At 32.7% G+C, this 24,461-nt stretch carries 21 protein-coding genes; 2 read left to right on the top strand and 19 right to left on the bottom strand.

The genetic code is table 11. From position 1 onward, the window contains the following. Nucleotides 1–11: 11 nt before the first annotated feature. From hisA to DM397_RS13590, 8 genes are all read right to left on the bottom strand, one after another. Nucleotides 12–737, bottom strand: a complete 726-nt coding sequence (gene hisA, locus DM397_RS13555; protein ID WP_111378051.1) for a 1-(5-phosphoribosyl)-5-[(5-phosphoribosylamino)methylideneamino]imidazole-4-carboxamide isomerase — start codon at nt 735–737, stop codon at nt 12–14. 107 nt (nt 738–844) lie between these two features. Further along, on the bottom strand, nt 845–1,435 hold the full coding sequence (gene hisH, locus DM397_RS13560) for an imidazole glycerol phosphate synthase subunit HisH (RefSeq protein WP_111378052.1): 591 nt from the start codon (nt 1,433–1,435) through the stop codon (nt 845–847). Nucleotides 1,436–1,522: 87 nt separating this feature from the next. Next, nucleotides 1,523–2,659, bottom strand: coding sequence for a bifunctional histidinol-phosphatase/imidazoleglycerol-phosphate dehydratase HisB (hisB, locus tag DM397_RS13565; protein WP_111378053.1), 1,137 nt, complete (start codon nt 2,657–2,659; stop codon nt 1,523–1,525). Nucleotides 2,660–2,768: 109 nt separating this feature from the next. Beyond that, nucleotides 2,769–3,818 (bottom strand): histidinol-phosphate transaminase, encoded by a 1,050-nt coding sequence (gene hisC / locus DM397_RS13570; RefSeq protein ID WP_111378054.1) that lies wholly within the window; start codon nt 3,816–3,818, stop codon nt 2,769–2,771. Nucleotides 3,819–3,900: 82 nt separating this feature from the next. Beyond that, the gene (hisD, locus tag DM397_RS13575; RefSeq protein WP_111378055.1) at nt 3,901–5,184 is read right to left on the bottom strand and encodes a histidinol dehydrogenase; all 1,284 of its coding nucleotides are present in this window, start codon (nt 5,182–5,184) and stop codon (nt 3,901–3,903) included. A 101-nt stretch (nt 5,185–5,285) separates the two neighbouring features. Further along, on the bottom strand, nt 5,286–6,143 hold the full coding sequence (hisG, locus tag DM397_RS13580; RefSeq protein WP_008464079.1) for an ATP phosphoribosyltransferase: 858 nt from the start codon (nt 6,141–6,143) through the stop codon (nt 5,286–5,288). Nucleotides 6,144–6,455: 312 nt separating this feature from the next. Next, nucleotides 6,456–7,856, bottom strand: a complete 1,401-nt coding sequence (locus tag DM397_RS13585; RefSeq protein ID WP_111378056.1) for a sensor histidine kinase — start codon at nt 7,854–7,856, stop codon at nt 6,456–6,458. A gap of 3 nt (nt 7,857–7,859) precedes the next feature. Next, entirely contained in the window at nt 7,860–8,522 is a 663-nt protein-coding gene (locus tag DM397_RS13590) for a response regulator transcription factor (protein WP_111378057.1), read from the bottom strand. Nucleotides 8,523–8,720: 198 nt separating this feature from the next. Between DM397_RS13590 and DM397_RS13595 the strand changes: the two genes are divergently transcribed. After that, nucleotides 8,721–10,862: an LTA synthase family protein gene (locus DM397_RS13595; RefSeq protein WP_111378058.1), complete on the top strand. Its 2,142-nt coding sequence runs from the start codon at nt 8,721–8,723 to the stop codon at nt 10,860–10,862. Between the two features lie 66 nt (nt 10,863–10,928). Here the strand turns inward: DM397_RS13595 and DM397_RS13600 are convergent, their stop codons facing one another. Next, on the bottom strand, nt 10,929–11,927 hold the full coding sequence (locus DM397_RS13600) for a zinc dependent phospholipase C family protein (RefSeq protein WP_111378059.1): 999 nt from the start codon (nt 11,925–11,927) through the stop codon (nt 10,929–10,931). Nucleotides 11,928–12,103: 176 nt separating this feature from the next. On the opposite strand from DM397_RS13600, the gene DM397_RS13605 reads away from it, so the two are divergent. Next, nucleotides 12,104–13,054, top strand: coding sequence for a hypothetical protein (locus tag DM397_RS13605; RefSeq protein WP_111378060.1), 951 nt, complete (start codon nt 12,104–12,106; stop codon nt 13,052–13,054). A gap of 172 nt (nt 13,055–13,226) precedes the next feature. Here DM397_RS13605 and DM397_RS13610 read toward each other — a convergent pair whose 3' ends face one another. The 10 genes from DM397_RS13610 to DM397_RS13660 form a co-directional block, all read right to left on the bottom strand. Further along, nucleotides 13,227–14,192, bottom strand: coding sequence for a YeiH family protein (locus tag DM397_RS13610; RefSeq protein ID WP_111378061.1), 966 nt, complete (start codon nt 14,190–14,192; stop codon nt 13,227–13,229). A gap of 75 nt (nt 14,193–14,267) precedes the next feature. Continuing rightward, on the bottom strand, nt 14,268–15,164 hold the full coding sequence (locus tag DM397_RS13615; protein WP_111378062.1) for a LysR family transcriptional regulator: 897 nt from the start codon (nt 15,162–15,164) through the stop codon (nt 14,268–14,270). 70 nt (nt 15,165–15,234) lie between these two features. Further along, nucleotides 15,235–15,981 carry a M15 family metallopeptidase gene (locus DM397_RS13620; RefSeq protein ID WP_111378063.1) on the bottom strand — a complete coding sequence of 249 codons (747 nt, stop codon included), beginning with the start codon at nt 15,979–15,981 and terminating at the stop codon, nt 15,235–15,237. Next, complete coding sequence (locus DM397_RS13625) at nt 15,982–16,815, bottom strand: DUF4846 domain-containing protein (protein WP_111378064.1); 834 nt, start codon at nt 16,813–16,815, stop codon at nt 15,982–15,984. It lies immediately after the preceding gene. 66 nt (nt 16,816–16,881) lie between these two features. Then, entirely contained in the window at nt 16,882–18,909 is a 2,028-nt protein-coding gene (locus DM397_RS13630; protein WP_111378065.1) for a hypothetical protein, read from the bottom strand. A 140-nt stretch (nt 18,910–19,049) separates the two neighbouring features. After that, nucleotides 19,050–19,796 (bottom strand): 3-oxoacyl-[acyl-carrier-protein] reductase, encoded by a 747-nt coding sequence (gene fabG, locus DM397_RS13635; protein WP_111369193.1) that lies wholly within the window; start codon nt 19,794–19,796, stop codon nt 19,050–19,052. A 196-nt stretch (nt 19,797–19,992) separates the two neighbouring features. Further along, a complete protein-coding gene (locus DM397_RS13640) occupies nt 19,993–20,184 on the bottom strand; it encodes a hypothetical protein (protein WP_111378066.1) in 192 nt (63 codons plus the stop codon). A 564-nt stretch (nt 20,185–20,748) separates the two neighbouring features. Continuing rightward, nucleotides 20,749–22,089 (bottom strand): DUF4302 domain-containing protein, encoded by a 1,341-nt coding sequence (locus DM397_RS13650; protein WP_308854692.1) that lies wholly within the window; start codon nt 22,087–22,089, stop codon nt 20,749–20,751. A 16-nt stretch (nt 22,090–22,105) separates the two neighbouring features. Beyond that, complete coding sequence (locus DM397_RS13655; protein ID WP_111378069.1) at nt 22,106–22,963, bottom strand: zinc-binding metallopeptidase; 858 nt, start codon at nt 22,961–22,963, stop codon at nt 22,106–22,108. Between the two features lie 19 nt (nt 22,964–22,982). Beyond that, entirely contained in the window at nt 22,983–24,461 is a 1,479-nt protein-coding gene (locus DM397_RS13660) for a RagB/SusD family nutrient uptake outer membrane protein (protein WP_111378070.1), read from the bottom strand.

Consider the following 24,461-nt stretch of genomic DNA (forward strand, 5'->3'; position numbering starts at 1 on the left):
AAAACAACAAACTATAAACCAATTATATAGTTCTCTAATTGTTTCAAACTGATTCTGCCTTCGTAAATTGCTTTTCCGATAATTGTTCCTTCACAGCCTAATTCTGCTAGTTTTGGTAATTCGTCGAAAGTTGAAATTCCGCCAGAAGCGATTAATTTTATGCCGCCAGCTTCTGCTAAAATTTTGCTGTATAAATCAAAACTTGGGCCTTGCAGCATTCCATCTTTCGCAATATCGGTACAAATAACGTACTGAATTCCTTTATTTTGATAATCCTGAATAAACGGAACTAAATCTTCATTTGATTCTTCTAACCAACCAGAAACTGCGATTTTTTCGTCCTTCGCATCGGCTCCTAAAATAATTTTCTCCGAACCATATTCCGAAATCCATTTTTCGAAAATAGCTCTGTTTTTAACCGCGATACTTCCGCCCGTAATCTGATTTGCACCGCTTTCAAAAGCAATTCTCAAATCATCATCCGATTTTAATCCGCCTCCAAAATCAATTTTTAAGCTGGTTTGTGTTGCAATCTGTTCTAAGATCTTATAATTGACAATCTTGCTTGATTTTGCACCGTCAAGATCCACTAAATGCAGATATTCAATTCCGTGCGCTTCAAATGATTTTGCCACTTCAAGCGGATTTTCATTGTAAATTATTTTGGTATCATAATCACCTTTGGACAAACGAACACATTTTCCTTCAATGATATCTATGGCTGGTATTATTCGCATTTAATTTTAGATTTTAGATTAACGATTTTAGATTTTAGTCCCGATAGCTATCGGGATGATATTTTGATTGTTATTGATTTTTGAACTTTCAAATTGGAATTTAGGATTTAAGAAATTGGCATTTTTAAAAAATTCCCAAGGATTTTCTCTCCAACATCACCGCTTTTTTCTGGGTGAAATTGAGTTCCGTAAAAATTATCTTTTTGTAATGCCGATGCATACTCAATGTCGTAATTGGTTGTTGCGATAGATTCCGCACAATTTGGAGCATAAAAACTATGAACCAGATACATGAATTCATTTTCAGAAATATCTTTGAACAAATCGGTTTTTAAATCATAAATCTGATTCCAACCCATTTGCGGCACTTTTACGTTGTTTGAAAATTTCAAAACATCAACATCAAAAATTCCTAAACCTTGCGTATTTCCTTCTTCAGTCTTATTGCACATCAACTGCATTCCAAGACAAATTCCTAAGACGGGCTGTTTCAATTGCGGAATCAAACCATCTAAACCACTTTCGCGAAGTTTCGCCATAGCCGAACTCGCCTCGCCTACGCCAGGAAAAATCACTTTATCAGCCGATTTAATTTCTTCTGGATTGTTAGTCAGAACAGCTTTAAAACCCAATCTTTCAATAGCAAACATAATGCTCTGAATATTTCCTGCTCCGTAATTTATAATTACTATTTTCATTTGTTTTTTGTTTGTTTTGTTTCAGGTTTCACGTTTCAAGTTACTCAACAAAACGTGAAACCTGAAACCTGAAACTTGAAACAAATTTTAAAGCATTCCCTTGGTCGAAGGCAAAATCATTTTTTCTGTATCTCTTTTTACGGCTACTTTTATCGCTTTCGCGAAAGCTTTAAAAATGGCTTCAATTTTGTGATGCTCGTTGATTCCTTCTGCTTTGATATTTAAGTTCGCTTTTGCACCGTCTGTGAAGGATTTAAAGAAATGATAAAACATTTCAGTCGGCATTTTTCCCACCATTTCACGTTTAAATTCAGTTTCCCAAATCAGCCAGTTTCTTCCACCAAAGTCAATTGCAGCTTGCGCTAAACAATCATCCATTGGAAGGCAGAATCCGTAACGCTCGATTCCTAGTTTGTTTCCTAACGCTTTCGCAAAAACTTCCCCCAAAGCAATTGCTGTGTCTTCGATTGTGTGGTGTTCATCTACTTCTAAATCACCTTTTACGGTAATTTCCAAATCCATTTGACCGTGACGTGAGATTTGATCTAACATGTGGTCAAAAAAGGCAATTCCGGTGTCGATTTTACTTTTTCCGGTCCCGTCAAGATTTAGATTGATGTAAATATCTGTTTCGTTTGTTTTACGAGTAATTGAAGCAGAACGCGCTTCTAATTTTAAGAACTCATAGATTTTCTTCCAATCCATTGTTTGTAAAACAATTGTTTCGTTCAATTCTTCACGTTTTGACGAAATTTCATTGCTTCCAATTCCGTCTGTATCATTCATGAAAATCGCTTTTGCTCCTAAGTTTTTAGCCAGTTCAACATCTGTCAAACGATCTCCTAAAACAAAAGAATTCTCTAAATCATATTCTGGATTGTTCAAATATTTAGTCAACATTCCAGTTCTTGGCTTGCGTGTTGGTGCATTTTCTTCTGGAAAAGTTCTGTCGACGAAGATTTCATCAAAAACAACTCCTTCATTTTCAAAAGCTTTTAAGATGAAATTCTGCGTTGGCCAAAACGTATCTTCAGGAAAACTATCCGTTCCTAATCCGTCCTGATTGGTCACCATTGCCAATTCGTAATCTAATTCATTGGCTATTTTAGCCAAATATTGAAATGCTTTTGGATAAAACTCTAGTTTATCTAAGCTGTCTAATTGGTAATTTTCTGGTTCTAAAACAATCGTTCCGTCACGATCGATAAAAAGTACTTTTTTCATATTTTATTTTTTTTCCGCCACGAATTCACGAATTATATTAAATCTCAATGGCAAAATGACTTTGTGTTCTTTGCGTAATTCTTTGCGAACTTTGCGGTTAAATAAACTCTTAACTTAATAGTTTCAATTCTCTAATTACAACTTCATTTTCTTCTTTCGTTCCAATTGTAAAACGAAGACAATTTTCGCATAAAGGCTGTGTAGTTCTGTTTCGAATTACGATTCCTTTTTCGATTAACTGATCGTATCTTTTGTTGGCATCATCCACTTTTGCTAGAATAAAATTAGCTTCTGTTGGATACACTTTTTCAACAAAACTTACCTCAAGTAATACTTTAAGCAACTCTTCTCTTTGTTCAATTATAGAAGCTATTTCTTGTTTAATTTTATCAGAATCTTTTAAGCGCTCTTTAGCTCTTTGCTGCGTTAGTTCGTTTACGTTGTAAGGTGGTTTTATTTTATTTAAAATTGAAATCACTTCTTCAGAAGCATAGCAAACTCCCAAACGAATTCCAGCTAAACCATAAGCCTTAGAAAGTGTTTGTGTAATCACTAAATTTGGATATTCATCCATTTCTGTGAGCCAGCTTTCTTTCTCCGAAAAATCAATGTAAGCTTCATCAATGACAACTAAACCTTTAAAGTTTTGAAGCAGTTTCACCACACTTTCGTCTGAAAAAGAATTTCCAGTTGGATTATTTGGCGAACATAAAAAGATGATTTTTGTATTCTCATCAACCGCTTCTAAAATCTTCTCAACCTGTGGCTGAAAATCAGTAGTCAATAAAACTTCTCTGTTTTCAACAGCATTAATATTCGCTAAAACACCATACATTCCGTACGTTGGTGGCAACGAAATAATATTGTCTTTATTGGGTTCACAAAAAGCTCTGAAAAGTAAATCTAAAACTTCATCACTCCCATTTCCTAATAAAATTTGGCTTTGCTTAGTTAAATTATTCTTAGCTAAAATCGCTTTAACTGAATTCTGCTGTGGATCTGGATAACGGTTCACGCCATTTTGATACGGATTTTCATTAGCATCCAGAAAAATCATTTCAGCTGTATCAAAATCCTCAAATTCATCTCTTGCAGAAGAATACGGTTTTAAAGATTTTACGTTTTCACGTGTTATTGTATTTATATCGAAAGTATTCATTGTTTTTATTTTTTTTAGAGAGGAAAGAATCAAGATGAACGAACAAAGACTTAAATCTTGGCTCTTGCTTCTTTCATCTTTTTTACTCTAAACTCTTCAATCTTAAAGTCACAGCATTTTTATGTGCCTGTAATCCTTCGGCTTCGGCCATCAATTCAATCGCTTTTCCAATATTTTGAATTCCTTTTTCTGAAATCTTCTGAAATGTCATCGATTTCATAAAACTGTCTAGATTTACACCGCTGTAGTTCTTCGCGTAGCCATTTGTCGGCAAAGTATGATTGGTACCAGAAGCGTAATCTCCAGCGCTTTCAGGAGTATAATTTCCGATGAAAACAGAACCTGCATTTATAATTCCGTTGCAGTAGAAATCATCATATTCTGAACAGATAATAAAGTGTTCTGGTCCATATTCATTTATTAAATCTAAAGCAATCTTATCATTTTCAACATAAATCAATTTTGAATTTTCAATTGCTTTTTCTGCTATAGCTTTTCTAGGAAGCACTTCTAACTGTGATTGAACTTCTTTTTCTACTTCTGTAATCAATTTTCTTGAAGTTGAAACCAAAATCACTTGGCTATCTGTTCCGTGTTCGGCCTGAGATAATAAGTCTGAAGCTACAAACGCAGGAACTGCAGTATCATCGGCAACAATCAACAATTCTGAAGGCCCTGCAGGCATATCAATTGCAACGCCAAACTGAGTAGCCAATTGTTTAGCCACAGTCACAAATTGATTTCCAGGTCCGAAGATTTTATATACTTTTGGAATTGATTGTGTTCCGAAAGTCATTCCTGCAATAGCTTGGATTCCGCCAACTTTTAGAATTTTAGTTACGCCACATAAATTTGCAGCATACAAAATTGCTGGATTAATTTTTCCTTTTTTGTCTGGTGGAGAACATAACACAATCTCTTTACAGCCCGCAATTTCAGCAGGCACAGCCAACATTAAAACAGTCGAAAACAAAGGCGCTGTTCCTCCTGGGATATACAAACCAATTTTTTGAATAGGTCTTTTTTCCTGCCAACAGTTTACTCCTTCTATAGTTTCAACAGAAACACGATCTGTTTTTTGAGCGCTGTGAAATTTATAAATATTCTCTTTTGCTAATGCAATAGCTTCTTTTAATTCAGCCGGAATCAAACTAATTGCTTCTTCGATTTCCGCTTGAGAAACTTCATAATTCTCTTGAGAAATTCCGTCAAAAATCGAAGTATATTTAGCGACAGCTTCATCTCCTTTTCTTTGCACTTCTTTAAAGATTTCTTTTACTGTCACCTCAATGTCGTCAACAGTTTTAGTCGGTCTTTTTAATATTTCTGACCAGATTTCTGGTTTTGGATTGTCTATTTTATTCATTTTTTTTATGCTTTATGCTATAAGCTGTACGCTTTAAGCTTTCTTAACTTTGTCTATTTTGGCTTAAAGCTTAAAGCTTACTGCCTAAAGCGGGCGCAGCCCTAAAGAACCATTTTCTCAATTGGGCAAACTAGAATTCCTTCTGCTCCTACTTCTTTTAACTGATCTATTACATCCCAAAAAGTATCTTTATCGATTACTGAGTGAACACTACTCCAACCTTCTTGAGCTAACGGAAGAACTGTTAAACTTCTTAAAACTGGAAGAATTTTTCCAACTGCTTCAATTTTGTCATTTGGAACGTTCATTAGGATATATTTTGAATTTCTAGCTCTTAAAACAGCTTGAATTCTGAATTTTAAAGTATCAATGTGTTTTTGAATTTCTGGAGAAACTTTTGGAGAAACTGCTAAAACTGCCTCACTTTTCAAAATAACTTCAACTTCTTTTAAGTTGTTTTTAAATAATGTGCTTCCACTTGAAACAATATCAACAATTGCGTCAGCAAGACCAATATTTGGGGCAATTTCTACAGAACCAGAGATTTGGTGAATATCTACAGTTAGACCAAATTTATTAAAATATTCTGTCACTGTATTTGGGTAAGAGGTGGCAATTCGAAGATTCGCTAGATCTTGTACCGAATTGTATTCGAATGTTTTAGGAACAGCAACAGAAACTTTGCATTTTGAAAAACCTAATTTTTGAACTACTTCGATTCCTTTTCCTTTTTCTACCAAAAGATTATCGCCAACGATAGCTAAATCTACTACTCCGTCGATTAGATATTGTGGAATATCAGAATTTCTAAGATATAAAACTTCAAGAGGAAAATTTGAAGCTTCGGCTTTTAACTGATCGATTCCGTTGTTAATTGAAATACCGCAGTCTTTTAGAATTTGAATGCTGTCTTCGTTTAAACGTCCAGATTTTTGAATTGCAATTTTTAAAGTACTCATTTTTTTAGTTGTTTGTTGGATTAATAGTTTGAGTACAAAGAGAGCTTGAAATAAAAAACCCGTTTGATGTACTCAAACGGGTTTTAAAATATGATGATTTACACGCATACCATTAACACATCGCTTGAGAGCAATAATGTAAATGATGATGATGTAATTGAATTGAAATCATAATTTGTTTTGTTTTTTACTTCTTTGATTCGGTTGCAAATATACTAGATAAAATAATTAAAAAGCAATTTTTATTTTAACTTAACGATAGTTTATTGTTAAAAATCGTTGTTCACGGCATTATACTTAAGAATTTTAAAATTACTTTAACGAATTATCATATTCATCAAAAACCAATAGTACTTTGGTGCCTACTCCAATTTCACTTTCAATTTTAAACTTAATTTTAAGCAGATCAGTCATTCGTTTTACAATAAACAATCCAAGACCAGTTCCTTTAATTTCTGAATGATTGAGCGAATCTGATCTGAAAAAAGGATTCAAAATTGACTCAAGATCTTTTTTTGCAATTCCTATTCCGTGATCTAAAATATTGCAAATGATTTTCTGATTTTCTCTTGATAAAGAAATTCTAACTTCACTATCCGGTTTTGAATATTTAACCGCATTTGAAATGATATTTCGAAGAATTGTTACTGTTAAATAATTATCTGAATAAATATAAAATTCTTCTGGTGCATCTAAAATTACATTTATTCCTCCCGATTTAATTTTCTCTGTATTTAATTTCAGCACATCTAAAATTACGGCATTTAAGTAGACATTTTCTTTAAGAATATTCTGTTTTTGATTCTCAAAACGAGCCATCATAAGTAACTGATCTACTAAAGAATTTAAGTGATCAACTTCATTAATACAATAATTAATTTTCTCTTCATACTCCTTATTATCCCTAGGCTTACGTATAAGCACTTCAAGTGTTCCTTTAATAACTGTGAGAGGCGTTCTTAATTCATGCGAAGCGTCTGATGTGAACTGTTTTTCGCGTTCAATTGCGTCTTCAATTCGGTTTAATAGATTATTTATAGTTTTAGAAAGTGTAAACAGTTCGTCCCTTGTTTTTGGTAACGGAATACGCGCTTTAAGATTGTCTTTAGTAATAACTTTTGAGGTCTGAATGATATTATTTATTGGTTTAATGCTTCTTCCTGCATAAAATCTAGCTAAGAAAAACAGAATCAGCAAAATGATGGGAAAAGTTATCAATAAAGTATCCATCAGATTATCTAAAACCTTTGAAGAATCGGAAAGCGACATGGCTATAATCAGATAGCCAACTTTCTTAGACTCTACATGAAGCGGTACCTGAATCTGACGAATCTTATTTCCTAATAATTTAGTATCAAAAGGATGAAAATGCTCTTTACTTTGATGAAAGACAAGTTTTTCATTCTTCAAATTAGGAGATTTTTCAATTATTTGTTTGTTTAAATCTAAAAACTGTACAAAAATAGGATTCACGTCGACAGAGTTATGTTCTCTTTCCTCCCATTCTTCGGCATCCATAAAGATTACAACACCTTTTTCTGTTTTTAACTCTTTTAAGTGATCCTGAATTTCTATATTCAAGTTCTCATCAATATGGTTATAAACCGTGAGCTTTACAATAAAATAAATAGCAGAAAAGACCGCTAAAACCAACAGTCCTGTTCCTACAATATAATTTAATGCTATTCTGTTTTTAAAAGATAATGATGTCATTTGTTAATCATTGGCAATATATCCGATGCCTCGAATGGTTTTGATATAATCTTCCTCGATTTTAAGATTCAGTTTTTTTCGAATTGCGTTCATAAAAACATCAATAACACCTGTATCGTACTCAAAATTGATTTCCCAAACATCTCTTAAAATCTGGTTTCTAGTGCAGACTTTTCCTTTATGCTGAATCAGGTACGCTAAAAGCTCAAATTCTCGCTGGGTCAATGAAATTTCTTCATCTCCTTTCAATACGATATGCCTAGACAAGTCCATCGTAATGTTTCCAAGAGTCAAGCTTTCAGTTTGTTTTTTATTTCTAAAGTGGACTTTAATTCGCTCCACCAATTCCTCAAAACTAAAAGGCTTTTTGATATAATCGTTTGCTCCGGCTTTCAGCCCTTCAATAGTTTCCTGAACCGTATCTTTTGCCGTCAAAAAAATAATTGGAGTCTCGTGATCTTTAATTCGAATAGCTTTGCATAAATCAAGACCATTAATCTTTGGTAACATCCAATCTAAAAGAATTAAGTCAAACTTCTGCTCCTGAACCAGCTCAAACCCTTTAGAACCGTCACCAGCAGTAGTAATTTGATAGCCTTCTTCTTGCAACCCTTGTTTTAGAAATTGAACAATTCCTACCTCGTCTTCAACTATTAAAATATGCATTTATCGTATCTGATTAAATTTGAATTTCATTTTGCCATCCAAAGATAGATAATTTACATCTCACAAATAATCCGCTACATCAATAAATAAAGAAAATCAGTATCTTAATCAAATATTAAGTTAATGTTAAGTAAGGTAAAAGTCGAACTTAATCTAGCATTAATCATTCGAAAGTAATTTTGTAAAAAAATAAGTCCGATGAATTTTTACAAAAAACTTTCGCCTTTCTATAACCTTGCTTTACTGTATTTTATAGTGAGTTTTACGCTTAGAATAGTATTGCTATTCCATCCTATTACCCAAAGTACGTTCACATTTACCGAGAGCTTAAAAATATTTTCATTTGGCTTATTATCAGATTCTTTTGTATTTATTCTGGCTTCAGGCTTTTTATGGCTTTACCTTATTTTTATTTCCAATTCAAAATACAGCAAGCCTTACGGATATATTATTCTGACAGGTTGTGTAGCGCTTTTACTTTATATCGCATCAGGAAAAAGCATTTTTGACGAATACGGCGGTGCTTTACCCAGAATCGTTTTGATTTTTGTTTCCTTAAAAACACTTTTGTTTGCGCTTTTCCTTTTCCTTCCAAAACACAGAGATAAAATCAGGTTTTGGCTTTTTGCTTTTGTGATCTTTTTATACGTTCTGGTTATTCTTCAAAATGCAATAAGTGAATTTTTCTTTTGGAATGAGTTCGGTGTAAAATACAACTTTATAGCTGTCAATTATCTGATTTACACCAATGAAGTTATCGAAAACATTATGCAGTCTTATCCAGTCGTTCCTATATTTTCTGCTTTATTCATCATTACAGGAATCATCACTTATTTTATTATCAAGAAATCAAGAAATTATATAGATGATATTCCGAATTTTGGTGAGAAAATAAAAATTACAGCTCTTTATGCAGTTCTATTTTTTGCGTCTTTAGTAGCTGTGCCGGGATTAACTAAAACAGAAAACTCTAAAAACGTCTTTGTTAATGAGTTGCAATCTAATGGAATCTATAAATTCTATCTAGCTTTCCAGAATAACAAATTGGATTATTTTAAATTTTATAAAACAATTCCAAACGAAGAAGCATTTGCTTTATTAAAACAAGATTTTCCTTCTATCACAGGAAAAAACACATTACGTGAAATAAAAGAAGATTCTCTGGAACAGCGTAAAAATGTAATCTTAATTACAATTGAAAGTTTAAGTGCCGACTTTATGAAAATGTATGGCAACGAACAGAATATAACGCCATTTTTAGACAGTCTTGCACAAAAAAGTTTGCTCTTTACAAATATTTACGCCGCAGGAAACCGCACAGTTCGCGGACTTGAAGCTGTTACTTTATGCTTGCCTCCAACAGCTGGTGAAAGCGTTGTAAAAAGAGAAGACAATAAGAATAAATTCTCAACTGGATCAGTTTTCCTTAAAAAGGGCTACAATGTTAAATTTATGTACGGCGGCGATGCTTTTTTTGATAATATGCAGGATTTCTATTCAGGAAACGGTTATCAGATTATTGATAAATCGAGCTTTGCTGAAAATGAAGTTACTTTTTCTAACGTTTGGGGAGTGTGCGATGAGGACATGTATAAAAAAGCAATCAAAGTTATGAATGCTGAGGCTAAACAAAACAAGCCTTTCTTCAATCATATTATGACTGTTAGCAATCATAGACCTTTTACTTATCCTAACAATAAAATTGATATTCCTGGAAACATCAAATCTCGTGATGGAGGCGTGAAATATACAGATTATGCGCTTAGACAATTCTTTAATCAAGCATCGAAACAACCTTGGTTTAAGAATACGGTATTTGTAATTGTAGCCGATCATTGTGCCTCAAGTGCAGGAAAAACAGAACTTCCGTTAGACAAATACAGAATTCCAGCTTTGATTTATTCACCAAGTATAAAACCTGAAAAATATACCAAATTAATGTCGCAAATCGATATTATGCCAACATTATTCGGACTTCTTAATTTTGACTACGAAAGTAAATTTTTTGGACAAGATGTATTTAAACCAAGCTATCAGCCAAGAGCTTTTATAGCAACGTATCAAGATCTTGGTTTAATAAAAGACAATGTTTTAACGATTTTATCTCCAAAACAGCAAATAAAACAGTTTCAATTAAAACTCAATGAGAAAGCTGGAATTTCTCCTGAATTTCAAATTCATTACGATGAAATTCCGCTGAAAACTGAAAACAAGAATTTACTAGACGAAACTATTTCCTATTATCAATCAGCATCTTATGTATTGAAGGAGAAAGAATATCAGTTTAAAGATTTAGCTGCAAAGAATGCTAAACTTTATGCGAACCATGTTAAGAACTAATAATCAAAAAAAGCCGCAAACTCTCTCAGTTTGCGGCTTTTTTGATGTTCATCTTGAAATAAAACTTTAGTCGTTTTGATTCTTCATTCCAAATAAATCTCCTCTTTGGTACAATTTTAAATCATCCTGCAAAAATTGATAGTTTCTTTGTGTAACAGCTGATGAGTCTAAATCGCTTAAATCAGGTTTACCTGCATTTACCCAAGCAGTATACCAAAAACTTGCCGTTGCTGCAATTGCTTTTCTCATTTGGCTTTCAACCATTCCGTTCAATTGTTCGTGTAATTTTTTAGCATATTCGTCAGAGAATTTAGAAGTATTGTATTTCGTTTTTGCGATTTTACCTTCTGCATCCATTTCAAAAACTTTATTCTCTGGAGTGGCTACTCTCAGTTTTTTATCAATATCCAATAAAGGTTGTGCTAAGGTATGAGTGTCATTAATCATATCCCAGATTGCCTTGTGAACATTAGCATAATATTGTGCTTCTGGAACATTTAATTTGTAATTTTTAACGAATAATTCTGGCAATCTGCTTTCCCAAAGAGAATGAATACCTTTTTGGTCAGTCAATTGACCATCGTGGTTTTTTGAAGTATGTAAAGGCATGTGCGCATCGCCAACATAATGGCCTAAATCTGCCGCAAGAAATAAGATTTCTGCTCTATTTTTCTCTTTAAAAGCTTTAGTCAACTTTGCCATCATATCTTCAATATACCAAGGCAAGATTCCGTTATCGCTTAAAAATTTAGCGTCATATTTTTGTTTTGCTTCTTCTAATGTTTGTGGATATGTGTCAGCGGCTCCAAAGTTTTCCATATCAAAATAATGCCTTGGTCCTTCTTCTTTATAATTTAATGCATACTTGCGGATATCTGGAACCGAAGCTTCTTGTGTAATAAAATCAATGTGATTGTAAAAAAAGATCTGTAATTGTTTTGGTAAAGCCATTACAGCAGCTTTGTTAATACGCTCATGGCCTACATTTCCCCATGACAGCATAATAAACCCAATAACTAAAGCTCCGAAAGCGATTAGTTTTGGTCTCATTTGGATTTTCTTCATTTGTTTTTTTATTAGAGGGAGCAAATTTAGCTTTAATTAAAGAATACGCAAAAAATACTATAATTAAGATTTACTAAATTTAGATTTTTGTGATTTTTCGATCTAAAAGCACTATAAGTTCATATTAACAATAATTTTCTTTATACATTTGTTTTCCTATATTAAATCCAATTTTTATGCGCCAGATTACCTTGCATCTTTTTCTGCTAGTCTCTTCTCTTTGCTTTGCTCAAGAAACTGATTTACAGCTAAAAAATACTAGTGACACCATATTAAACACAAAAAGAACCCTAAGAGTTTCTGACCCATTTGATGGTGTAAAAACGATGCAAAAATTATTTCCAGGCAATTTGTATCATCTTGCAGATAAAAACACGTTTATAAGCTGGAAATGTAAACCTTGCAAACCTGCTCCTTTTTTGGATGTAAATGGCACTGAAGGCGATCAGTTATTTCCGTACACCGAAGGTGTTGCCACAAGACTTTTGGCCAATATTGATTATAAAGATTCTAAAGGAAACCAATTTAAAATAATAGCTTTTAATCACTCTGTACATGACGAAGACGGATTGCAAACAGGGCGTTTTTCTGGAGGTTTACTCGGCGTAGCTAAATTTGCAAAAAATGGTAATTTTTGGGAAATGAAATCTTTTCAGCCTGCTGTTGCCGCATTTGGCGCTTTTGCACGATGTCCAACTCCAAAATTGGTTGAAATTGGAGAAGATCAATATGCACTATCACTTGTACATGCTAATGGTGGCGCAGGCGCTCCGTACAACGGATACTTTTATTTAATTGCCGGATTTGATGGAAAATATCAGCCCTTGATGGAAGTTGATAATTACTCGCTTACCAATAGTGTCAGTTCAGACTGGTCAAGTTCTTATACTGTGACTACGGATAACAATAAAAAGTTTTTCAGAGATTTTAAAATTGTCACTAAAGGCTCTTACAAAAAAGCCAAAGGTACAGAAGATGATTTTGAAGTTGATCTGCCTGCTGAACTTACAGAAATGGCGAAAAACAAAAAATCATTTAATTTTGAGATTGAAAGACGTTATGCTTTCAAAGGAAAATTTTACAAAATGATTGATAAACCAGTTGTAAAATTCTCCAATATAAAGTAATAGTAAAAAAACTTTGAGTATAGTTTTACCGCAAAGAACGCAAAGATTTTTTTTAGGATTGAGAATACAAACGCAAAAGTTCGCAAAGCTATATAGATAAAGCTTTGCGAACTTTTGCGTTTATATTTAGTCTTTTATGTATGAACCTTGCGCTCTTTGCGGTTAAAAAATATTATCCTAAATAAAGAATTGACACTAAAGCTAAAGCAGCAATAAAGATCCAAAGGAAAACACCTTGAAACAAAGGCTTTACGCCTACCGTTTTTAAAGTAGCGAAATTTAAAGTTGCTCCAATCAAAAACAAGGTTATCGTTAAACCAATTTTTGCAATCCCAACAAGATGACCAGTAAAAATGGCTGTTGACGGTACATAAGTATTCACTAGCATTGCTATAACAAACAAACCTATAAAGTAAGGTATTTTGATTTTTGAATTCTTGCTTTTAAAAAGAAAAGCGGTTAAGATCGAAATTGGGATAATCCATAAAGCTCTAGCTAGTTTTACAGTTGTTGCAACTTGGAGTGCTTCAACACCATATTTATTTGCCGCACCAACTACAGAACTGGTATCATGAATTGCAATGGCACACCATAACCCAAAATCTTTTTGCGACAAATCTAATTGATGTCCGATGAACGGAAATACAAATAAAGCTATAGAATTGAGTATAAAAATAACTCCGAGAGCAATTGAAGTCTGATTTTCGTTTGATTTGATTACTGGCGAAATTGCCGCAATAGCACTTCCACCGCAAATTGCTGTTCCGCAAGAAATTAAGTGAGACGTTTTTCTTTCTGTTTTAAGCCATTTTCCCAAAAGTAATCCGAAAAGTAAAGTGCTGAAGATTGAAAAAACAGTTAAAACAAATCCTTCTTTTCCTGCTGAAACTGCACTGTTTGCGTTCATTCCGAATCCTAAACCAACCACCGAAAACTGCAATAAAAATGTAATAGCTTTATGATTGAACTCCACAAATGGATTTCCGAAAAGATTCACAATTATAACTCCCAATAAAAGTGCTATTGGAGGCGAAATGATCGAAAATAAACATAAAAGAATTACAGCAAGAAAAAGCACTTGCTGTACTGATTGATTAATTTCAAATAATTGTGCCGATGTTTGTTCTTTTGTTTTCAAAATAAATGGGTATTGATATTATGTCGCAAAGTTCCGCCGTTTATATTGAAAACGCCAATCGTAAATTACAATTGGCTATAACTTCAAGTTATAATGAATTGCCAAATTTTGAATAAACAGTTCTGACAACGAATCTGATTTTCCTTGCAAAGTGGCTATGTAAAAATATCTTTCTACAGACAACTTCTCCACATCTAAAACAATCAATTCTTTGTTTCTCAACTCCTTACTCACAGCGTGAATAGACATAAAAGCAAAACAATCTGAGTTTAATAAATATGATTTTATGCTTTCTGTACTTCCAAGCTGCATTTCAATTTGTAGATCTGAAAATTTTAAACCTGCTTTTTTTAAAGCAAATTCTATAACTTCAAGTGTTCCTGATCCACGTTCTCGAGTTATGAATTTCATTGATTTTAAATCATTTACTGAAATTTCATTTTGTTTTACAAATGGATTATTGCTATTGCAGACCAAAACCAATTCGTCCTTTAAAAACGGAATATATTTAATTGACTGATTTTTTGACTGCCCTTCTACAATTCCGATTTCGATTTCTTTATTGATTAAAGCATTTTCGATTTGTTCTGTATTTCCATTCAGTAAACTGACTTTTATATCTTTTTGTTTCTGATGAAAACTAGCCAAAACTGGAGAAATAATATATTGCGAAATGGTTGTGCTCGCTCCTAACCTAAGCAAACCTTGACGTTCTGCATTAAACGAACTCATTTCAAAGTCTATTTCGCGGTAAATATCAAAAATACTCTTAGTATATTTTTGCAGCATTTTCCCAGCGGGTGTTAAAGCGATTTTAGAACCGTTTCGTTCAAAAAGTTTGATTTTATAGGTTTCTTCTAATTCTTGGATATGTTTAGAAACTGCCGGCTGAGTAATATACAATTCGGTTGCCGCTTTAGTAAAATTAAGGCGGAGCGCAACGGTGTAAAAAACTTTTAGCCTGAAATCCATAATCATAAATTTTTAATTCGTAATCTACTTTCCTCTGTAATGCTTTTTTGTAATAATTTAATTTTCAAATCTATAACAAAAGTTCTGGTCGATACTCAAAATGCATTGTATCATAATGTTTCCAATTTCCTCCCCAAATAAAGCCATATTTTTCAAAAATTGAAACTAGCTTGAGAGGAATTTGATTTCTATACCAAAGGGTAACTTCTTCATTTTTACATTTACAATCCCATTGCCAATAGTTAGAATTTTTAACATTAATGTCAATTGTCATTCCATAGCTATGCATACTCAATCGGTTTGTTCCTGAAATTTTTCTCCAACTAAATGTACCTCCAATAGCATTAATATATTTTTTAAACTCTGGATTATTATCTAATTCTGCTGAGAGTTTTTTTACTATTTTGTCAATTCCATTTACGGTTGTTACTTTTATTTTCTGATTGACTAATTTCGGGCACCAAATAATTTCAGTCATTCTTGATTCAACTTCTGATTTTGAATTTCCGTAAATTTTCTTAAAAAAAGCTTCATTTCGAATTCTTCCTGCATCCTCCTTTGGAACTAAATTCTTATCTGCTTTATTATAAACAAACTTAAATTGATCCTCAATATCAGGATTATCTAATAATTCTTGATTCGTTTTATTCTTAAAATCATCATAAAGTAAACTTGATTTATCACTAAAAATAATCTTATTGTCTTTATAACCTATAATTTGATCTGGATATGCTTTAATTAATTTTTGAACATTCAATGGGATTTCCTGAGAAAAAGCATTTTGAAATATAAGGACTAAAAAAAAGAATCGTTTCATTTAAAAACGTTTTAATTGTGAGGAACTAAAAGTCCATTCGGGTGTTTTCAGAGAAGTTCCAGAATCGACAGCGTACCAAGGACTCAACGAACTATTATTTGGATTTTTCAATATTTGAATTTCCTGTGCAGGCATATAACTTTGTGCTAAAAGCATAATTTTTTGATTGTTTTTTGGATTCATCGCCATATCTACTACAATAACAGCGTGGCCTGGGAAGCCTCCTTTTATAAAAACATCCCCTATTCTTATATCTGAAACATTAATTGGTTTCAGTTCTTTTTCTAGCGAAGCTGTTCCAGCATACATAAAAACCTTCTCTAAATATTTCCAATAAGTTTCATAACTGTCAGATGGTTTTGCAGTTTTAACCCAACTAGTTTTGTTGCCTTTAATAGCAATTCTGTAACCTGCAGCCCATTTACTAAAATCAGCTCGAAAACCATTGGTAAAATTAAAATGTATTTTATCGTACTGTTTTTGGCTATAAAAATAATCAGCTCGTAAACGCATCACGGCATCAGCACATTGATGCAAATCCTGTTTTCCAATGGGCAAATCCACAACCCCTTCATAAACGTTTCGATTTGGTTTTACAGTTCCATCAAAATACAAAACATTTGAACCCAATGGTTTTAATGGAAGATTTCGAAGAAAAAAATCAAATGAAGTTTTAGATTCCTCTTCTCTCACAAATCCCTGAGGCAGTTGGAAACGCTGCTGAATCGTGTTTCCTAAAAGATTCTTTTTGTTGGTATTATTTGTCTCTGAAAATGAAAAAAAGCAAAAAATTATTATCAAAATTGCTACGATAGAAAAGAATTTAACTTTCATAATTTTAGACTTTTAATTTACAACCATAAGATTACAAAATGCTAGAAGAAATTCGACTACACTTCATCACAATAATCCGTTAAATTTTCTAACAAACCATTCCGCTGTTAATAAAGCAACAATTAAGATTAACAACCAAACCCAATCAATTATTGGCGTTTTAGTCGAAACATTTTTTTCGATTGATTTGTATTCTTTACTTTCTAAAAGCATGTTAATCAAGTGATCCTCCTGATCTTCAAAAAATGTTTTTCCACCTGTCTGTTTTGCTAGTTGCTGTAATTTCTGAATATCTGGATTTACGAATTGTTTTTCGATATCAAAATCCAAAATCTCAAAATGACTTGCGTATGAAGTGTTTGAGTTTAATTCCTTCACTGTAAAGTTATATTTTCCAGCTGGAAGCCCTTCTAAATTGGCTGAAAAAGAATTACTTCCTTTTAGTAAATCGTAATTTTTAGTTTGTTTGGTGGCTGCATTTACCACGCTAATTGTAAGTCTGGCTTTTTCGTCAAACTCATAATTTTTATTGAAATACTGTGCATTAATGATAATTTCTTCCCCAGAGTTATAAAAACTTTCATGCGTTACTACCAAAGATTTCTTTGAAGTCGATGATGCTAAATATTGAACTATTTTATCAATAAAAACATCATACTTTTCGAAAGACTGATTATCAACATGACTTTGTAGACGCCATTTCCAGCTATTTTCTCCTAAAAGAAAAGCGGTTCTTTTTCCTTGATTTTCGGCAAAAGCCAATAATGGAGCATTTGTAGAAACGTTTCTAATTTTTGAAGAAAGCAAAACAGACACATTTCCATTCGTACTAATATTTCCGAATGGATTCTGCAGAGGCGGGAAATTTTCAAAACCAATATCATCGATTGCAAAAAGATTAAAATCTGAATGGAATTCATTTAGAAAATCTTCTCGCTGATTGCTCATTTTAAAAATCAGATTATTTTGCTGCTGATTTAAAAAATTGAAGTCGGTATTGTTTCCTGTTATAATAAAGGCATTTGTTCCTTTTAATTTATTATTGTCAAATATCGGTTTGAAAGCAGTCGTTGGCTGATACAAAACCAAAATAGAAACATCTTGTAAGTCATTAATTTGATTCGGTTTAACCAATATCACTTTACGTTGTGCATTAACTTCAATTGATCGTTTTAAAGATGCAATATCTGGATGATTTATAGCTGAAACAATAGCAATTGTCGATTTCTGGTCAATAATTTCAACTGCGAAATTTTTGATATTGTTGTAGCTGTTTTTTTCTTTTGCAGAAGATTGAATACTAGCTTTATAAATCTGCAATCCTATTTTATCTGCAGGTAATAATAAATTTAGAGAAGCTGTTTTTTTTGAAGGCGAAAACGAAAGTTTTTCTTTTGCTACGACTGTATTTCCTTGCGAAATGGTAAATTCTGCATTGGCGGTTTTATTGCCGGCATATTGCAGAAAAACTTCGACAGGAAATTTATTTTTATGAAAAGCGTATTTGTTTACGTTAAGCTGATTGATTTTTAAATCGAAAAAAGTGGTTGTATCTCCCACAACCAAAGGATAAACTTTATTGACAGGATCGAATCTATACACATAGTCGTTTCCTGTAGTTTGATTTCCGTCGGTAATAATTACGGTTGGGAAAATCAGATTTTTGTTGATGCTTTTTAAATTCTTTGCTGCTTCGTCTAAATTGGTTTGATTGCCGCTAAAATCAAATTTATCTGAAGTTCTAAAATCGTTATCAAACTGATAAGACTGGATTTCGAATTTTTCTTTTAAAGCTGGATTTGAAACTAGTTTTTGATATAGTTCAACTGCTTTTTTATCAGATTTTAAAACCGCAATAGAACTTGAATTATCTACTACAATTGCCAAAGGCGTTTTGGTAATCTCTAATGAGTTTTTAGAAATGATGGGATTAATCAATAATACCAATAACCCGAAAATAGCTAAAAAACGTAAAAAAGCCAAAAGTATCATCACATTGGATTTACTTTTGGCTTTGAAAAAATATTGAAAATACGATAAACCACCAGCAATTACTAAAGAAAGCAATAATAAAAGAATCGTGTTTGTCGTCATATTTATTTAGTATTCAGTATCAGTTTACAGTCATCAGATTTTAAAAGTCAATTACTTGACTAAAAGTGTTCAGCTATCTAGAATCAGAATAGACTGAATACTAAAACCTTTGAACCTTTGTAACTTAGTACCTCAGTACCTTATGTTAGCATTCCTCCGCAAACATTAAGAACTTGTCCTGTAATGTAACCGCTCATGTCTGAAGCAAGGAATAAACAAGCATTTGCTACATCTTCTGGAGTTCCTCCGCGTTTCAACGGAATACCTTCTCTCCATCCTTTTACTACATCTTCACTTAATTTTGCAGTCATTTCAGTTTCGATAAAACCTGGAGCAATTGCATTGCAACGAATGTTACGAGAACCTAACTCAAGAGCTACAGATTTAGTAAATCCGATTGCACCAGCTTTAGAAGCTGCGTAGTTTGTTTGACCTGCGTTTCCAGAAACCCCAACAACAGAACTAATGTTGATGATAGATCCTGCTCTTTGTTTCAAGAAAGTTTTCTGAATCGCTTTTGTCATATTGAAAACCGATTTCAAGTTTACATCAATTACTTGGTCAAAATCTGCCTCAGACATGCGCATTAATAGGTTGTCTTTTGTAATTCCGGCATTATTGATTAAGATATCTACAGTTCCAAAGTCTGCTAAAACAGCATCAACAAAGGTTTGAGCTTCGTTAAAATCTGCTGCGTTAGATTGGTATCCTTTCGCTTTTACTCCTAAACTATTTAATTCTGCTTCTAAAGCTTCTGCAGATGCAGCAGATGAGCTGTATGTAAAAGCAACGTTTGCTCCATGTTTAGCAAAAACTTCAGCAATTCCTTTTCCAATTCCACGGCTTGCACCAGTAATAATTGCAACTTTTCCTTCTAGTAATTTCATATTAAGGTATTCGTTTTATTTTTTGAATTACAAATATAGATTATTTGAGCATTTAATAAAATTTGTAATCCAAAAATTGGCTTAAGAATTTTAGATGTTGTTAAAACAAAAAAAACAGCTTATTTTATTAGCTGTTTTCCGAAAGCAAAAAACCATTTCGAAATTTGAAACGTTTTTTTTAATCTAATTATATTGATTATGGCAAATCAAACTCTGGAGCAGGAATGATTTCAACAGGCTGATCAATACATGGTGCAATATACGGCGGCGTCATTACACCGCCTTCTCCTGTTTGACAATCCCAAAAAAAATCTCCAGCTTTAATGCTTCTTTGCTCATCGCGATTCAAAATCTCTACTCCTTTAAAATTTAAAATTGATTTTAACATAATAATTGGTTTTTTGATTTTTGCTAACTCAATCCTTTTTTGTCTGTTGAGTTTTCAGACATATACATATTCCGCCTCTAAATATAAGAAAACAAACACAATATAAATTAAAAAAGACAGTTTTAACTTAAAAAAAATAAAAAAACAGCTCGTAAAATGAGCTGTTTCCCCCCAAAATAAAAAAACAAAACTAAAAAAGTTTAAATGTGATTTTGTCTCGTTATAAAAAATATTACAATCATGACTATTGCCATGAATAACATTCTGTAAATCGAAGATTTAAATTCTTGTGTTTCTTCTACCGTATCTTTTTTTCTCTTTTGAACTAGATTCCATAGCGCTATTGGGATAATCAATAGTATAGAAACGTACAAATAGAACCTTAAATATTCATAATAATATTCATTTATAATAAGTAAACCTATCCCCCAAAAGTGCACCGCAATAGTTGCTGGTGTAAATATTCTCTTAATCATAATATTCAGAAATTTTAAAGTTGTACTATTTTGATTCAGAAATTATGTTGGGAAAAGCAGCTCAAAAAATGAGCTGCTTTTTTTTATATTATTGAAGCTTCCAAGTTGTCATTCTAAACGGACTTGAAGCGCTTGTAAAAGTATACACAGGATCAGAATAGAATAATCTGAAGCTTTCTGCTTTTACATAAATACCTTCAGGGTCCATAAAATATTTATCAATACTTGCCAAGAAAGCTGGTGTCGCAACAGTAGTATTTCCATTCCATGATTTATGTTTTAGGATCATTTTCTTACCTACTGCATCCTCTTCAATAGTTACATGATGTTGTAAAGCACCTCTTCCTACAAAAGTGTAATAAATAAAAGTTCCGATAGAGTGATTACCATATATTTGGATAGACGCAATACTTTGTCCTGCTGGCAATGCGGCATTAACCTTTTCTAATTCAGCATAGAACAATGATGAGTTCGCAGGAGAATCTATAGTATAATCGTCTACAAAGAATCCGAACCACGCCAATGGCTGTCCAGGAAGCAAGAATTTATAATCATCTGTAAGAACCAAAGGTTTTGCTGTATACTTTATTACAGCAGACACACCACCTGTTCCTGTTGCAGTAAAACTTCCATCTGCATCATTGTATGTGAAATCTGATAATTTTTGCCCACCTACTTCAACTGCCGGACTTACAACAATTCCTGTTGGGGTATAACCAATTCCCATGTTATAACTTACAGAATAACCGCTTTCGATTGAATTTGAATTAGCAAAACGGGTAACTGCTGTGAATGAAAAATCAAATTTATGAACAGTTGTTCCATCATTGGTTTCCAGTAATCTAAAAAGCGGTCTTTCTTCTCCACCAATAACATTTTTCTCCATTTCCAGATTTTGAGGCAAGTTTATCCAATCTTCGGCAGTTGCTTTTACAAAACGTAATTCTCTGTTATTTCTATTGGTTTTAAAAATGATTTCTCCATTTTCTTGTCCGTAATACAAAAATTGAAAATCTCCTAAATATCCTTTCGCTCTTAAAGCTGGAATTGGATAGTTATTTGAATCTGACAAAAGGTGAATCCTGTTTTTTGTCGTAAAAGTCAAACTTACTGTGCTACCAACTTGAATTGCATACTCACTTTTATAAGTTTTTGTATCAGCATCAAAATCGGAAGCCATTTGTACAGTTCCGTCATCTGCGAACCTAAACAAATGAGTATATCCTCCCAAAACCGTATTATCAGTAAAATAAACCGCTTTCCATCCGTATTGTGACGAAAGCAATGCATCATTCAACTCAGATTTTTGCTGGTTTAAACGCGCTGTCGGTGTTTCATTAAAAAGTTGTTCTGCATCTGTATTGTTATTACATGCAGTCAATTGCAGTATTAAAATAGCTGCAAATAAATACTTATATAGTTGTTTCATTTTCATAATGCTAATTTTAATTTATTACAGATGTTGTATTTTTTTCTGCTTCATCTCTTAAAGCATAAAAATCCATATTAAATGCTTCTTTGAAATATTTAACCACAATCGCTTCTTTTGCTTTTAAAGCCTGAAGAGCAAATGGACTTTGAATACCTGCTAAAAATGCCGCATATTCAGTTTTTGAATAAATCAGAATCATTGAAGCTGTCTCTGCAAAATCTTCGTTAATATTTGATCTTGCATAACTTGTAATAAATCCAAGTTCATTTGATTCTGGAATTTCATAATTATACCAATCTGCCGTATAACCTCCTGGAGTTAGTGTTTTCCAAGTTTTTTCATCGAAAGGTTTATTTTGATTTAAAATATGAATGTATTCGTGTTGAATTGTATGGATGAACTCAGAAACGTTTGCACGATCTGTTTGATCAATATAATCTGTCTCAAACAAAGTAACTCTCTGTCCGCCTTCAGCCAACCCTAAAGTTCTTGTTCCTACGCTATTTAAATTGACCCCTCCAACTAAAACAATTTCTCTTGGAGCAATTTTCTTTACAAAGTCAGGACCTCCAATTGCAGCATAACTTTTTAACCATATTGTTTCTACGATTTCAAGTGCTGGTTTTACTTTATCAACTGCAGGCGGGAATAAAAAACGACTATTATCTACAGTGTTTTGATTCCATTTATATTGTACATTAATATTATACGGATTTAGATACGTACCATCAATCCAGTTATCTAAACTTGTCTTTTCAGGTTGTGTAAAATCTAACTGGCTTTCTCCCGGAAGATCATCACTGCCACATGAAAATAAGGTTGTCGAAATTAGTGCTAAAACCGCAATTTTATTATATTTTAATAATTTCATAATTTTTCAAATTTTAAGATTATCTAGGATTTAGTTCTAAGCCTGTGCTTGAAGCGTGCAACGGAATCTGCAAAGCTCTTCTGTTGTCGTCTTTTACTAATGTATTTGTCGGCTTGTTTGATGTTTCGTGTTCTACTACAATATTAAAACGTTTAATATCAAACCATCTAAGTCCTTCGTGTATAAAATCTCTTCTTCTTGTTTCTGCAATTGCTTTTATATAAGAAGTCTGCACTGGTGTCATGTTATAGAAAGGTGTATACTCATCTGCAATTACAGGGAATTTAGCCACTACTTTTGCTTCCGTCAATTTATCTGTCGTTGGGTTATATGTCGGAGTTCTTGTTGCTAAGAAATACTCTAATTCCTCAGTAGCTGTATCTATTTCTCCTTTCATAACATGAGCTTCAATTCTATTCAAGAAAAACTCATCATTACTTAGTAAAACTTCAGCAACATAAGGATCTCCAATTCCAGCAGTTACGTTAGAATATTTAAAGTATTCATAAAACTTAGGAAGAAACAATGTAATACTACCGTTTGAAGAATAGAAGTTATAGTAATACGCTTTATTAAAAAGATTTGTGCTTCCTCCATAAATTTCTGGACGGCGCAAACCTGATAAATTAAAACGGTTTAATGAATATAATCTTCCTACAATAGTGTTAGCCGAAACGATTAATAAATTGGTTTCAACATCGCTAGCACCGTATTTTAATTGCTGGTCCTCTACACCGATAGATTCGTAAGTAGAAAAATCTCTTAATTTCCCTACTGGTCTTGATCCTAAATCATTAGATAGCTCAATTACTTTATCCCAGTTTCCTTTTACTAAATAAAATCTACTAGCAAAAGCTTTTGAAGCCGCTACATTAAAATGGAATTTTGGTTCTTTGTAGTCGTTTGTTACATATTTTAAACCTTCTTCGATATCTTTTTCAATAAAAGCAAAAACTTCAGCAACTGTATTTCTTTTGTACTTTGTCATTAATTCAGTTTCTGGTTTTGTTACGTACGGAATTCCTAAATCAGAATCAGCAGTTGCAGGATTGTAACGCTTTGACCACAATGAAACTAACATATAGTGAGAATAAGCTCTAGCAATCAGCGCTTCTCCTCTTTGCGGATTCAAACTCGCTGGGCTTCCCAACTCCTGAATTGCTTCTAATGCTTTGTTTGCGTGAGCGATTGCTTTATAACAAGCATCCCAATAATACGCTTGAGTATCAATATCAGTTGCTTCTGTATTAATTTCCCAATTGTAGTTTTGCTCGTTTCTTACTAATGTTGTGGCTAATCCACTATCAAAAACATTATCAGACATAGTTTCTGCAATCTCAAAATAACTCATTTGAGGATATGCTTCCACCAATAATTCTTTTATTTTCTCTGGAGTATCAATTTCTGTTCTATTATCTGGTTTCTCTGATAAGAAATCATCACAGCTAGTAATACAAATCAGTATTAATAGGGATAATGCTATTTTTAAGTTTTTCAT

Origin of the sequence: Flavobacterium nitrogenifigens (assembly GCF_003254565.1) — a bacterium.
Classification (GTDB): Bacteria; Bacteroidota; Bacteroidia; order Flavobacteriales; family Flavobacteriaceae; genus Flavobacterium; species Flavobacterium nitrogenifigens.

Bases quoted from the DNA above. Each gene is read 5' to 3' on its own strand.
- hisA (WP_111378051.1), bottom strand. From the start codon at position 737: ATGCGAATAATACCAGCCATAGATATCATTGAAGGAAAATGTGTTCGT.
- hisH (WP_111378052.1), bottom strand. From the start codon at position 1,435: ATGAAAATAGTAATTATAAATTACGGAGCAGGAAATATTCAGAGCATT.
- hisB (WP_111378053.1), bottom strand. From the start codon at position 2,659: ATGAAAAAAGTACTTTTTATCGATCGTGACGGAACGATTGTTTTAGAA.
- hisC (WP_111378054.1), bottom strand. From the start codon at position 3,818: ATGAATACTTTCGATATAAATACAATAACACGTGAAAACGTAAAATCT.
- hisD (WP_111378055.1), bottom strand. From the start codon at position 5,184: ATGAATAAAATAGACAATCCAAAACCAGAAATCTGGTCAGAAATATTA.
- hisG (WP_008464079.1), bottom strand. From the start codon at position 6,143: ATGAGTACTTTAAAAATTGCAATTCAAAAATCTGGACGTTTAAACGAA.
- DM397_RS13585 (WP_111378056.1), bottom strand. From the start codon at position 7,856: ATGACATCATTATCTTTTAAAAACAGAATAGCATTAAATTATATTGTA.
- DM397_RS13590 (WP_111378057.1), bottom strand. From the start codon at position 8,522: ATGCATATTTTAATAGTTGAAGACGAGGTAGGAATTGTTCAATTTCTA.
- DM397_RS13595 (WP_111378058.1), top strand. From the start codon at position 8,721: ATGAATTTTTACAAAAAACTTTCGCCTTTCTATAACCTTGCTTTACTG.
- DM397_RS13600 (WP_111378059.1), bottom strand. From the start codon at position 11,927: ATGAAGAAAATCCAAATGAGACCAAAACTAATCGCTTTCGGAGCTTTA.
- DM397_RS13605 (WP_111378060.1), top strand. From the start codon at position 12,104: ATGCGCCAGATTACCTTGCATCTTTTTCTGCTAGTCTCTTCTCTTTGC.
- DM397_RS13615 (WP_111378062.1), bottom strand. From the start codon at position 15,164: ATGGATTTCAGGCTAAAAGTTTTTTACACCGTTGCGCTCCGCCTTAAT.
- DM397_RS13620 (WP_111378063.1), bottom strand. From the start codon at position 15,981: ATGAAACGATTCTTTTTTTTAGTCCTTATATTTCAAAATGCTTTTTCT.
- DM397_RS13625 (WP_111378064.1), bottom strand. From the start codon at position 16,815: ATGAAAGTTAAATTCTTTTCTATCGTAGCAATTTTGATAATAATTTTT.
- DM397_RS13630 (WP_111378065.1), bottom strand. From the start codon at position 18,909: ATGACGACAAACACGATTCTTTTATTATTGCTTTCTTTAGTAATTGCT.
- fabG (WP_111369193.1), bottom strand. From the start codon at position 19,796: ATGAAATTACTAGAAGGAAAAGTTGCAATTATTACTGGTGCAAGCCGT.
- DM397_RS13640 (WP_111378066.1), bottom strand. From the start codon at position 20,184: ATGTTAAAATCAATTTTAAATTTTAAAGGAGTAGAGATTTTGAATCGC.
- DM397_RS13650 (WP_308854692.1), bottom strand. From the start codon at position 22,089: ATGAAACAACTATATAAGTATTTATTTGCAGCTATTTTAATACTGCAA.
- DM397_RS13655 (WP_111378069.1), bottom strand. From the start codon at position 22,963: ATGAAATTATTAAAATATAATAAAATTGCGGTTTTAGCACTAATTTCG.
- DM397_RS13660 (WP_111378070.1), bottom strand. From the start codon at position 24,461: ATGAAAAACTTAAAAATAGCATTATCCCTATTAATACTGATTTGTATT.